Annotated in this window: 10 protein-coding genes; 6 read left to right on the forward strand and 4 right to left on the reverse strand. The window is 61.1% G+C overall.

Annotation, left to right across the window (positions count from 1 at the left end; all coding sequences use genetic code 11):
* Nucleotides 1-90: 90 nt before the first annotated feature.
* Complete coding sequence (pabB, locus tag PPUTUW4_RS18600) at nt 91-1,434, forward strand: aminodeoxychorismate synthase component I (protein WP_015096075.1); 1,344 nt, start codon at nt 91-93, stop codon at nt 1,432-1,434.
* Nucleotides 1,435-1,539: 105 nt separating this feature from the next.
* Here pabB and thrH read toward each other — a convergent pair whose 3' ends face one another.
* Nucleotides 1,540-2,157: a bifunctional phosphoserine phosphatase/homoserine phosphotransferase ThrH gene (gene thrH / locus PPUTUW4_RS18605; RefSeq protein ID WP_015096076.1), complete on the reverse strand. Its 618-nt coding sequence runs from the start codon at nt 2,155-2,157 to the stop codon at nt 1,540-1,542.
* Nucleotides 2,158-2,330: 173 nt separating this feature from the next.
* On the opposite strand from thrH, the gene PPUTUW4_RS18610 reads away from it, so the two are divergent.
* The 3 genes from PPUTUW4_RS18610 to PPUTUW4_RS18620 all read left to right on the forward strand — a co-directional run bounded on the left by PPUTUW4_RS18610 (nt 2,331) and on the right by PPUTUW4_RS18620 (nt 5,953).
* On the forward strand, nt 2,331-3,071 hold the full coding sequence (locus PPUTUW4_RS18610) for a phosphoadenylyl-sulfate reductase (RefSeq protein ID WP_007971943.1): 741 nt from the start codon (nt 2,331-2,333) through the stop codon (nt 3,069-3,071).
* 555 nt (nt 3,072-3,626) lie between these two features.
* Nucleotides 3,627-5,168 (forward strand): NCS1 family nucleobase:cation symporter-1, encoded by a 1,542-nt coding sequence (locus tag PPUTUW4_RS18615; protein ID WP_015096077.1) that lies wholly within the window; start codon nt 3,627-3,629, stop codon nt 5,166-5,168.
* Between the two features lie 56 nt (nt 5,169-5,224).
* Nucleotides 5,225-5,953, forward strand: a complete 729-nt coding sequence (locus tag PPUTUW4_RS18620) for an aspartate/glutamate racemase family protein (protein WP_007988885.1) — start codon at nt 5,225-5,227, stop codon at nt 5,951-5,953.
* A gap of 132 nt (nt 5,954-6,085) precedes the next feature.
* Here PPUTUW4_RS18620 and PPUTUW4_RS18625 read toward each other — a convergent pair whose 3' ends face one another.
* Nucleotides 6,086-7,009, reverse strand: a complete 924-nt coding sequence (locus PPUTUW4_RS18625) for a LysR family transcriptional regulator (protein ID WP_015096078.1) — start codon at nt 7,007-7,009, stop codon at nt 6,086-6,088.
* 124 nt (nt 7,010-7,133) lie between these two features.
* On the opposite strand from PPUTUW4_RS18625, the gene PPUTUW4_RS18630 reads away from it, so the two are divergent.
* Entirely contained in the window at nt 7,134-7,880 is a 747-nt protein-coding gene (locus tag PPUTUW4_RS18630; protein ID WP_015096079.1) for a 3-oxoacyl-ACP reductase family protein, read from the forward strand.
* A 127-nt stretch (nt 7,881-8,007) separates the two neighbouring features.
* Here PPUTUW4_RS18630 and PPUTUW4_RS18635 read toward each other — a convergent pair whose 3' ends face one another.
* Complete coding sequence (locus PPUTUW4_RS18635) at nt 8,008-8,703, reverse strand: HAD-IA family hydrolase (RefSeq protein WP_015096080.1); 696 nt, start codon at nt 8,701-8,703, stop codon at nt 8,008-8,010.
* Between the two features lie 360 nt (nt 8,704-9,063).
* Between PPUTUW4_RS18635 and PPUTUW4_RS18640 the strand changes: the two genes are divergently transcribed.
* A complete protein-coding gene (locus PPUTUW4_RS18640; RefSeq protein ID WP_227698140.1) occupies nt 9,064-12,171 on the forward strand; it encodes an RHS repeat-associated core domain-containing protein in 3,108 nt (1,035 codons plus the stop codon).
* Here the strand turns inward: PPUTUW4_RS18640 and PPUTUW4_RS18645 are convergent.
* Nucleotides 12,152-12,376 carry a hypothetical protein gene (locus PPUTUW4_RS18645; RefSeq protein ID WP_015096082.1) on the reverse strand — a complete coding sequence of 75 codons (225 nt, stop codon included), beginning with the start codon at nt 12,374-12,376 and terminating at the stop codon, nt 12,152-12,154. The two genes, PPUTUW4_RS18640 and PPUTUW4_RS18645, sit on opposite strands and share 20 nt — an antisense overlap.
* Between the last annotated feature and the right edge of the window lie 2 nt (nt 12,377-12,378).

Below are 12,378 nucleotides of genomic sequence, written 5' to 3' on the forward strand. Positions count from 1 at the left end.
GCTCGCTCCTACACTACATCCCCCTCTAGGAGCAATTCTCCGAGAGGACTACAATCGCCACCCCGCCTCGATGGCTGATCTCCCCCGCCCATGTTGACCTGCTCCGTACACCCGCTGCCCTATCGCGCCAACCCCGCCCACTACTTCGCGGCGATTCGCCATGCCCCCGGCGCCGTGCTGCTCGACAGCGGCCGCCCCAGCGCCGACCGCGGCCGCTATGACCTGCTCAGCGCCTGGCCGCTGGAACAACTGGCGGTATCGCCCGACGAAAGTGGCGAGGCTTTCCTGCAACGCCTGCGCGATAACCTGACACGTCTGGGCGAAGCCTCTTTGCCGGCACCTTATGAGTTGCCGTTTGCCGGTGGGTTGATCGGCTACCTGAGTTACGACTTCGGCCGACATCTGGAGCGCCTGCCGAGCCAGGCCAGTGACGACCTGCATCTGCCCGACGCGCGTTTCGGCCTGTACGGCTGGGCATTGGTCAGCGATCACCTGGCGCTGACCAGCCAGTTGGTGTTCCACCCGACCCTGCCCGACAGCGAGCGTCAGCGCCTGATCGGGCTGTTCAGCCAACCGGCACCTGAAGCGATCGCGCCCTTCAAACTGCTCACCCCGATGACCGCCGACTTGAGCGCTGATGAGTATCAACAGGCCATCGAGCGCATCCAGCAGTACATTCAGGCCGGTGACTGTTACCAGGTCAATTTCGCCCAACGGTTTCGCGCGCCCTGCCAGGGTGATTCGTGGGCCGCCTATTGCGCCTTGCGTGAAGCGTGCCCGACGCCTTTTTCCGGATTCCAGAGCTTGCCTGACGGCGATGCCGTACTCAGCCTGTCGCCGGAACGCTTCGTCAAAGTCAGCCAGCGCCATGTGGAAACCCGCCCGATCAAGGGCACTCGGCCTCGGGGCCTGACGCCTGGGCAAGACGCCGCGAATGCCGCCGAACTGCTGGCCAGCCCCAAGGACCGCGCGGAAAACCTGATGATCGTCGACCTGCTGCGCAACGATCTCGGCCGGACCTGCCGCATCGGCTCGGTCCGGGTGCCGGAGTTGTTCAGCCTGGAAAGTTATCCGAACGTGCATCACCTGGTGAGCAGCGTCACCGGTGAACTGGCGGATGATCGAGACGCTCTGGACCTGATCGCCGGCAGCTTCCCCGGCGGTTCGATCACCGGCGCGCCAAAGATTCGCGCGATGCAGATCATCGACGAACTGGAACCGACCCGACGCGGCCTGTATTGCGGTTCTTTGTTGTACCTGGACGTGCGCGGTGAGATGGACAGCTCCATCGCCATCCGCAGTTTGCTGGTCAAGGACGGGCAGGTGTGTTGCTGGGGCGGCGGCGGGATAGTCGCGGATTCCGAGTGGCAGGCTGAGTATCAGGAGTCGATCACCAAGGTGAAAATCCTGCTCGATACCCTGCAAAACCTGTAGGAGCGAGCACGCTCGCGATGGACGTCAACGATGACGCGGGGTACCTGACACCCCGCGGCGCTCTCGGGTTCATCGCGAGCATGCTCGCTCCTACAGGGGGTCGGCTTACAAGGTCAGGGGGCGGTTCGAAGCCTTGATGAACTCTTGCTTGAGCTCTTCAAACGTATGCACCGCCGGGAACTGCGGGAACTCGGCGATCACGTTATCCGGCGCATGGAACAGGATCCCGGCATCGGCCTCGCCCAGCATTGTGGTGTCGTTGTAGGAATCCCCCGCCGCGACCACCCGGTAGTAAAGGCTCTTGAAGGCCAGGACCGACTGGCGCTTTGGATCTTTCTGACGCAGTTGATAGCCCGTGACTCGCCCGCTGTCGTCGGTAATCAGACGATGGCAGAGCAAGGTCGGGAAGCCCAGTTGGCGCATCAACGGCTGGGAGAACTCATAGAATGTGTCCGACAGGATCACCACCTGGAAGCGCTCGCGCAACCAGTCGACGAACTCGATGGCGCCATCCAGTGGCTTGAGCGTGGCGATCACTTCCTGAATGTCGGAAAGCTTCAGGCCGTGCTCGTCGAGAATCCGCAGGCGTTGCTTCATCAGCACGTCGTAGTCGGGAATGTCCCGGGTGGTGGCCCTGAGGGATTCGATCCCGGTTTTTTCGGCGAAGGCGATCCAGATTTCCGGGACCAGCACACCTTCAAGATCCAGACAGGCAATTTCCACAAGACACTCCCATTTGTATAGATTATTGAGTCGAGCGAGCAAAAAGATTGCCGAACTCTAGCGGCTAGGGCCTGCCTGCGCAACGCAGAGGATGCCCCGGCCCGTGCAGCTTTTTGTTACCATCGGCCCTATATAGAGCGCCCAGCGCCACCGACCTGTAGGAAGCCGCCCTGATGAGCCCAACGTTCGACGTCGTGGAACTCGCCACGACCTATGCCAACAAATCCGCCCAGGACATCCTGAAACTCGCGTTTGCCGAGTTCGGCGATGACCTGTGGATATCTTTCAGCGGCGCCGAGGACGTGGTGCTGGTGGACATGGCCTGGAAGCTGAACAAGAACGTCAAGGTGTTCAGCCTCGACACCGGCCGCTTGCACCCCGAGACCTACCGCTTCATCGATCAGGTGCGCGAGCACTACAAGATCGACATCGAGCTGGTGTCGCCGGACTACACCAAACTCGAACCCTTCGTGAAGGAAAAAGGCCTGTTCAGCTTCTACAAGGACGGCCATGGCGAATGCTGCGGCATCCGCAAGATCGAACCGCTGCGCCGCAAGCTCTCCGGCGTGAAAGCCTGGGCCACCGGCCAGCGTCGTGACCAGAGCCCCGGTACCCGCAGCGCCGTCGCGGTGATGGAAATCGACACCGCGTTCTCCACCCCGGAACGCACCCTGTACAAGTTCAACCCGCTGGCGCAAATGACCAGCGAAGAGATCTGGGGTTACATCCGCATGCTGGAACTGCCTTACAACAGCCTGCACGAACGCGGTTTCATCAGCATCGGCTGCGAACCCTGCACCCGCCCGGTATTGCCGAACCAGCATGAGCGCGAAGGCCGCTGGTGGTGGGAAGAAGCGACGCAGAAGGAATGCGGGTTGCACGCGGGGAATATCATCAGCAAGTCCAAAGCGTAAGCCCACTGTAGGAGCGAGCCTGCTCGCGATGAACCCGAGAACGCAGCGGGGTATCAGGCACCCCGCGTTATCGTTGACGACCATCGCGAGCAGGCTCGCTCCTACAGTGTTATCTGCAGTTTCAAAAAATTTGTACACACGATTGTCACCATAGGTGCCATTTGTGTGTGCACTTTTAGTTTTTGCGCCCCAAAAAGTTACATCTCCTTTCCCGTCGCCTCACCGAACCCCTCTCAAAAAAATAAATACCTGTTCAAACGGTCAATTTATATTGTCAATTTTTCAATAACTTGGCGAAAAGCCATAACAAAAAGAAATGAACAGCGCCGTTCATAGAACGCTCGACTGGCATGGATCTAGCTTAAGTGCATACATGTTTTGTATACAATCATCTCAAAACATACACACACCTTAGATCCGCAAGCCTGAAGCGCCCTATCCCGTACAGGCTGCAGATGCCCCGTAACCAATGATATTCGCCACCCGCGACGAAGATTTGTCGAGCCAAGGCTCATGCACAGTCATCGCGGCGTCGAGCATCAGGAGCCTGCCGGAATGCGTACCAGTCTCTCCAATAACAATATCGCTCTGGATCTACCCTCCCCCCAATCTACCCACACCGCCGACAATCAGGCGCAGGACTCCCCCGTGGTGCTCAGTCCTCGACTGCACAACAAGGACCTGGCACCGACCAAGGCCGAAGGCCGGCGCTGGGGTCGCTACAGCATCTTTGCCCTGTGGACCAATGACGTTCACAACATTGCCAACTACTCCTTTGCCATCGGCCTGTATGCCTTGGGCCTGGGCGGCTGGCAGATCCTGTTGTCCCTGGGGATCGGTGCGGCGCTGGTTTACTTCTTCATGAACCTGTCTGGCTACATGGGCCAGAAAACCGGGGTGCCGTTTCCGGTCATCAGCCGGATCAGTTTCGGTATTCATGGGGCGCAGATTCCTGCGTTGATCCGCGCCGTGATCGCCATCGCCTGGTTCGGAATTCAGACGTACCTCGCGTCCGTCGTCTTCCGTGTGCTGTTGACGGCGATCCATCCCGGGTTCGCCGACTACGACCACAACTCGATCCTCGGCCTGTCGACCCTGGGCTGGGTGTGTTTTGTCGCGATCTGGTTCGTGCAACTGGCGATCCTTGCCTATGGCATGGAGATGGTGCGGCGCTACGAGGCGTTTGCCGGCCCGGTGATTCTGCTGACCGTTGCCGCCCTCGCCGCGTGGATGTACTTGCAGGCCAACGCGACCATTGCCTGGTCGATCCGTGAGCCGCTGACCGGTGGCGAGATGTGGCGCAACATCTTTGCCGGTGGCGCACTGTGGCTGGCGATCTACGGTACCTTGATCCTCAATTTCTGCGACTTCGCCCGCTCTTCACCGTGCCGCAAGACCATCAAGGTCGGAAATTTCTGGGGCTTGCCGGTGAATATTCTGGTGTTCGCCAGCATCACTGTCCTGCTGTGCGGCGCGCAGTTTCAGATCAACGGCCGGATCATCGAAAGCCCGACCGAAATCATCGCCTCGATCCCCAACACCTTCTTCCTGGTACTCGGTTGCCTGGCGTTCCTGATCGTCACCGTGGCGGTGAACATCATGGCCAACTTCGTCGCCCCGGCGTTCGTCCTCAGTAACCTGGCGCCGAAATACCTGACGTTCCGTCGCGCCGGACTGATCAGCGCGACCATCGCCGTGCTGATCCTGCCGTGGAACCTCTACAACAGTCCGCTGGTGATCGTTTACTTCCTGTCCGGCCTCGGAGCCCTGCTCGGCCCTTTGTACGGCGTGATCATGGTCGACTACTGGCTGGTACGAAAAGGCCAGGTCAACGTGCCGCAGTTGTACAGCGAAGACCCCAACGGTCCTTATTACTACAGCCGCGGGGTCAATTTGCGCGCCGTGGCGGCGTTCATTCCCGCAGCGTTGATCGCCATCGTCCTGGCCCTGGTGCCGGGTTTCCACAGCGTGTCGCCGTTCTCCTGGCTGATTGGTGCCGGCATCGCCGGAATGCTCTACCTGATCATCGCCAAGCGCCAGCAGCACTACGCCGATGTCAGCGGCGAAACCATCGCGGTCGAAAACGTCAGCCATTGACTCCATGGCGGCCCGGCAAAGTCGGGCCGCAGAACCATCCGCAATAAGGACTCCCCATGCGTATTCTCGTGGTCAACGTCAACACCACCGAATCCATCACCCAGGCCATCGCCCGCTCGGCGCAGGCCGTGGCCTCACCCGGCACGGAAATCGTCGGCCTAACCCCGCACTTCGGCGCCGACTCCATCGAAGGCAATTTCGAAAGTTACCTGGCGGCCATCGCGGTCATGGACCGGGTGATGTCCTACGACCAGCCATTCGACGCGGTAATCCAGGCTGGCTACGGCGAGCACGGCCGCGAAGGCTTGCAGGAACTGCTCAACGTGCCGGTGGTGGACATCACCGATGCCGCCGCCAGCACGGCGATGTTTCTCGGTCACGCCTATAGCGTGGTCACCACCCTCGACCGCACCGTGCCGCTGATCGAAGACCGCCTCAAGCTCTCGGGCCTGTGGGACCGTTGCGCCTCGGTACGGGCCAGTGGCCTGGCGGTGCTGGAACTGGAACACGAACCGCAACGCGCACTGGAAGCCATCGTGCACCAGGCCGAACTGGCGGTGACCCAGGACAAGGCCGAAGTGATTTGCCTCGGTTGCGGCGGCATGGCCGGGCTGGACGAGCAGATTCGCCGGCGTACCGGGGTACCGGTGGTGGATGGGGTGACGGCGGCGGTGACCATTGCCGAGTCGCTGGTGCGGTTGGGACTGTCGACCTCGAAGGTGCGGACCTATGCGACGCCGCGGCCGAAAAACATCATTGGCTGGCCGGGGCGGTTTGCCCGGTAGACCGCGTTATCGTTCATCGCGGGCAAGCCACGCTCCCACAGGTTCTGCGTCGTATCGCGGTGATGAGAACGAAGCAATACCTGTGGGAGCGTGGCTTGCCCGCGATGGCCACGCCTCGGTCCCGAGCCTGACTCAAACCGCACTGAACCTCTGCCCCAACCCCCGCTCGGCAAACTGCTCGATGATGAAATCGACAAACACCCGGGTCTTGCCGGGCAGCAGTTTGTGTTCGGCGTAATAGATGGAGGTGTAGCCGTCGTCGATGTACCAGTCCGGCAACACCCGCTGCAACCTGCCCGCCTCCAGGTATCCCGAGGCGAACGGCATACTCACCAGCGCAATGCCCAGACCTTGTGCGGCGGCGACGCAGGCGGCCTCGGAGTCGCTCATGGTCATCCGCGCCTTTAGCGTCAACGGGCTGTGTTGCTGATTGCGGTGGGTCAACTGCCAGGAGCGCACGCGACCGGTTTGCGGCGAGCGGATCAGAATCCCGTCGTGGTGCTTGAGGTCGTCCGGCTCGGTGATTGACGCATGAATCGCCAGGTAATCCGGCGAAGCCACCAATACCCGATGCGCCGGACTCAGCTTGCGCGCGACTACGCCCTGGGGTAATTCGAAGCCACCGCCGATTGCCGCGTCAAACCCCTGCCCGATCAGATCGACCTGGCGGTTGTCGAAGTGCCAGTCCGGGTTGATCGCCGGGAATCGCCGCAGAAACTCGCCGAGCATCGGCACTATGTACAGGCAACCGAATACCGTCCCCATGCTGACCTTCAATGTACCCGCTGGCTGCCCACCGGCGCTGGCGAGGTTGGCCACGGCATTCTGGATGGTGTGCAGGCTGGTGCTGACTTCGCCGAGAAACAACTGACCGGCCTCGGTCAGCGTCAGGCTGCGCGTGCTGCGCTGAAACAATCTGACGCCCAGGCGCGCCTCAAGCTTGGCAACGCTCTTGCCCACCGCCGCCGGCGTCAGGCTCAAGCGTCGCGCCGCTTCGGCAAAGCTGCCGACCTCGGCGCTGCGCACAAAGCATTCGATACTGCTGAAGGTTTCCATAGACGCCACTATAAACTTTTGGTTTACACAGACTATCGCAATTATGGCCTACACAGCTCGTAATCCTGAATCGATACTAGCCTCCATCAACCGGGACATCTCGCCTCGGGACTTGGAGATCGACATGACTACTCAGAACCTCAGCGGCAAAGTGGCATTGATTCAAGGTGGTTCGCGCGGTATCGGTGCAGCCATCGTCAAGCGCCTGGCCGCTGAAGGCGCGACCGTTGCCTTCACTTATGTCAGCTCGACAGCCAAAGCCGAAGAGTTGCAACACAGCATCACCGCCAAGGGCGGCAAGGCCCTGGCCATCAAGGCCGACAGCGCCGACGCCGACGCGATCCGCGGCGCCGTGTCCGCCACGGTGGAAGCCTTCGGTCGCCTGGATATCCTGGTCAACAATGCAGGCGTGCTGGCCGTCGCTCCACTGGCCGACTTTAAACTCGAAGACTTCGACCAGACTCTGGCCATCAACGTACGCAGCGTGTTCATTGCCACCCAGGCCGCCGCCAGACACATGACCGAAGGCGGTCGCATCATCAACATCGGCAGCACCAACGCCGATCGCATGCCCTTTGCCGGTGGCGGCCCGTACGCCATGAGCAAATCGGCACTGGTCGGTCTGACCAAAGGTCTGGCCCGTGACCTCGGCCCCCAAGGCATCACCATCAATAACGTGCAGCCGGGTCCCGTCGACACCGACATGAACCCGGCCGAGGGTGACTTTGCGGAGAGCCTGATCCCGTTGATGGCCGTGGGCCGGTACGGCAAGGCTGAAGAGATCGCCAGCTTCGTCGCCTACCTCGTCAGCCCGGAAGCGGGTTACATCACCGGGGCCAGCCTGACCATCGACGGTGGCTTCGGGGCCTGATGCATATCTGTCAACTGCAATAACTGTGGGAGCGAGCCTGCTCGCGAAGAGGGAATATCAGACACGTTGATGTTGTCTGAAACACCGCTTTCGCGAGCAGGCTCGCTCCCACATGTAGCCTCCTGGATCAGACCCACTCAAGCGCAGGCAAACCAAAAGCGCCCGGCTCGAACGCCTTCAACGTACGAAGAATGCCATCGGCGTGTGCGTACCTGGCGTCGGCCATTGCCGCATCCGGAATCGCAATCGCCGTCATCCCTGCCGCTTTCGCCGCGGTGACACCGAATGGCGAATCCTCGAACACCAGGCAATCCTCAGGCGCGACGCCCAGACGCCGCGCCGCCGTCAGGAAAATATCCGGTGCCGGTTTGGCCGCCGCCACCTCGGGGTCATCGGCGGTGACGATGAAGTCGAACAGGGTGAACCAGTCGCGGTGCAGGGTGGTTTTCTGACCGAACGACTGGCTCGATGAACTGGTACCCACGGCAATGGGAATGTTGTTGGTCTTCAGATGCCGTACCAGTTCCTGTGCGCCAGGCATCGCCTGTGCTGTAGGAAAGCGCTCGCGCATCAGCGGCTCGCGGATCACCAGAAACTCTTCGGCGGTAATTGGCAGGTCGAGCGCTTCAACCACATAGCGCGCCAGATCCCCTGCGCCCCGGCCAATGATGTTCTGCTTGATGCTCCAGTCGAACGTTCGGCCATAACGCGCGGCGATGATGGACGTGACTTCGGTGTAGATGCCCTCTGTATCCAGCAGCAAGCCGTCCATATCGAAAATCACGGCCTTGATCGGGCCGAATGTTTTCAGTGGTGCATTCATCGCATCTGATCCGTTTTCCAAGGCATCCCGGGCGGCGCAGGTGAGGCCCGCACCCGAATGGATTAAAGGATTCAGCAGCATAACGAGCGTGGCCGTATCAGAGCAACGTTGAAATCCCGATCCACGCCGAATGGCTCTCGTGATTTAGCGATTCGCCCTACATCAAACGCCAACTTTCCCGACTTCTTTCCTGGAAGATCCTCCGCAGAGTCTCAGGTCCTACATTCCGCCAAGCGAAAGTCTGCAGATGTTCGATTCCCAAAAGGTATTGGCATGTCCCGCCAGCGGTTCCCTGACACAGGCGCACAGGTTCGCCGCCAGTATCGATACCATCGAGCGCACCGCCCCCAAAAAGGCCCGGTGTCGATGGTCACCGGTGAAGTTTCGCTGGCCCTCACGGACGGCACCCTCGACGGGAACTTGCCGTTCGACTTCACCCGCCTCTATCGCACCCGTACCGTCGAACTCGACAACGGGCTCGGTTTCGGCTGGCGGCACTCGCTGTCCCAGCATCTGGAATTCCACGGCGAGCAGGTGCTGTGGATCAACGCCGAAAACCGCCGCACGCCATTTCCATGGCCGACGACGGCGCGCCCAATGATCCGTAACAGACTGTCGCGGGCGGCGATTTACCTCGGCGAAGAACCCGGCGAACTGATCCTCGCCCAGGCTGGCGACGCGGCACGCTTTTTTCATTTCCGCGATGGCCGACTGATCGCGATCAGCGACGCCTACGACAACCGCCTGACGGTACATCGGGACGGCCTTGAGCGGATTCAGCGCCTGGATAACGGCGCTGATCGTGCCTTGCTGCTGCGTTATGACCTCAAGCACCTGGTGGCCGTCGACTATCAGGTGTTTCAGCGCTGCGGGCCCAAGGCGTACACCTGGCGCACCGAACAGACACTGGCCAGCTACCGCTACGACGCCCGCCAGCGCTTGGTCGAGGTGACCAACGCCGCGGGTGAAAGCGAGCGTTATGACTACGACGAGCAGCACGTGATCCTGCAACGGCAACTGGCGGGCGGCGCGAGTTTCTTCTGGGCGTGGGAACGCTCCGGCAAAACCGCCCGCTGCGTCCATCATTGGGCTTCGTTTGCGCAGATGGAGACGCGTTACGTCTGGGACGATCAAGGCACCGTGACGGTGAACAACGCCGACGGCAGCCAAGAGGTTTACGTTCATGACCCATTCGCGCGATTGGTGCGCCACATCGGGCTGGACGGCGGCGAACAGCACAAGGCCTACGACAATCTGGGTCGATTGATCTTCGAGCAGGACGCCCTCGGTGCCGTCACCCAGTACCATTATGACGAAACCGGTCGACTGAGCGCGCTGCTTGCCCCGGATGAGGCGCCCACGTCCTACAAGTATCGCCACGGCTTCCTGCACGCCCGAACCCGCGCTCAGGCGACGTGGAGCTACCAGCGCAACGCCCAGGGAGACATCACTGCCGTCACCGATCCCAACGGACAGACCACCCACTATTCCTACGACTCGCTGGGGCGCTTGCTGACAATCAGGTTTCCAGACCAGAGCATTCACCGGCTTGCCTGGAACTCCCTGGGGCAATTGCTGGAAGAAACCTTGCCCGATGGTTCTCAGCGCATTTTTTCCTACGATGCGTTGGGGCGGAGGATTACCGGGCAGGACGAACACGGTGCTATCACCCGTTATGAGTGGGACGCCGTGGGTCGACTGAGCCGGACCAAGCTGCCCACGGGCGCCTGCCGTGCCTGGCGCTACAACGCCTACGGTCGGATCACCGCCGAGACCGACGAACTGGGACGGGTAACCCGTTACGAATACGCCGACGACCTGCATTTGATCAGCCGCCGGATCAACCCCGACGGCAGCGCGCTGAAGTACCGCTACGACCATGCGCAATTGTTGCTTACCGAGATCGAAAACGAGGTGGGCGATACTTACCGTCTGGACTACACCCCGGGAGGATTGATCCGACAGGAAACCGCCTTCGATGGACGTCGTACCACCTACAGCTACGACCCCAAAGGCCAATTGCTGAAGAAAACCGAGTTTGGCGACGAAGGTTCGCAGCTGGTTACCGGCTATCAGCATGACAGCGCTGGGCGATTACGGGTCAAAACCTTGCCCGATGGGGTCCGGATCGAGTACCGCTACGACACGCTCGGGCGACTGGTCAGCGTGGATGATGGCCGGGATTCTCCGTTGCAGTTCGAATACGACCTTCAGGACCGACTGATCACCGAGCATCAGGGCTGGGGCACCCTGCGTTACCACTACGACGTCTGCGGTCGGCTCAAGTGCCTGCACCTGCCCGACGCCTGTATCCTCGTCTATCACCACGCCAAGGGAGGCGCCCTCACGGCCATCGACCTCAACGGTACACCCCTGACCCGCCATCGTTTTGTCGGCGGGCGCGAACAGCAGCGCCAACAGGGCCTTCTGCTCAGCGATTACGCCTACGACGAGCAAGGCCGTTTGCAGGCCCATGTCATCAGCCAAAAACAACGGCCGCTGTACCGCCGTGAGTATGCCTACAGCGCCAAGGGCAACCTCTTGAAGGTTACCGACAGCCGCCACGGTTCACGCCGCTATCAATACGATGCACTCGACCGCCTGACCGGCGTACATCACGCCCGCGACCAGTGCGCAGAGCACTTCACCCACGACCCGGCCGGTAACCTGCTGATCCACGAACATCCCGGCCCGTGTGTTTTCCAGGGCAACCGCCTGCAGCGCAGTGGCAGTGGCAATGACGGCAGCTACTACGACTACGACGCCTTCGGCAATCTGATCCGCGAACGCCGCGGCCTGCCGCCCCTGGTCACCGAATACGCCTACGACAGCCAGCACCGCCTGATCGGCGTCAGCCCCCCGGACGGTAAAAGTGTCAGCTATCGCTACGACGCTTTCGGCCGGCGCGTCCAGAAAACGGTTGAAGGCTACACCACGCAATACGTCTGGCAAGACGACCGGCTGATCGCCGAAAGCGGCCCCCGGCACTACCGCAGCTACATCTACGAACGTAGCGAGCCCGGCGAGCCCGGTAGCTTCCGCCCGCTAGCGCTGCTCGACGGCAAAGGCCGGGCACAAGCCTGCGCCTACTACTTTCAACTCGACCACCTCGGTACCCCGCTGGAACTGACCGGCCACGGCGGAGCGATCGTCTGGTCGGCCAAATACACCGCCCACGGCAAACTCCGCAAATCGAGCCGCGAATGGCTCGAACAACCCTTACGGTTTCAGGGGCAATACTTCGACGCTGAGAGTGGCCTGCACTACAACCGGCATCGCTATTACCATCCGGACTTCGGTCGTTTTCTGACACCGGATCCGCTCAGGTCGGGCGCTGGGTTGAACCCGTATCGGTACACCCGCAACCCGACGGGGTGGGTGGATCCGCTGGGATCGGGTGATCCCCTCGGCTCGATTCACTCAGGAAGCATTAAAGACCCGGATGCCCTCACCGCAGCTTCGAAGTAGCCGGCTCTCCCGAGCCATCGGTATCTGCATCGCGTCGATCGTGCGGATCTGCCTCGACATTCTCGTCGCTCTCGTCGCTCGGCACTTGCTCCACGCCGGCATCATCGTCCGGCGGTCGTTGGTCGCGGCTCAAGGAGTCGGTAGGTGACGGCAGCGGATATTCCGGAGTTTCATCAACGTCGGAGGCCTTTGGATCAGTGTTCATAT

It is taken from the genome of Pseudomonas sp. UW4, assembly GCF_000316175.1.
GTDB lineage: Bacteria > Pseudomonadota > Gammaproteobacteria > Pseudomonadales > Pseudomonadaceae > Aquipseudomonas > Aquipseudomonas laurylsulfatiphila.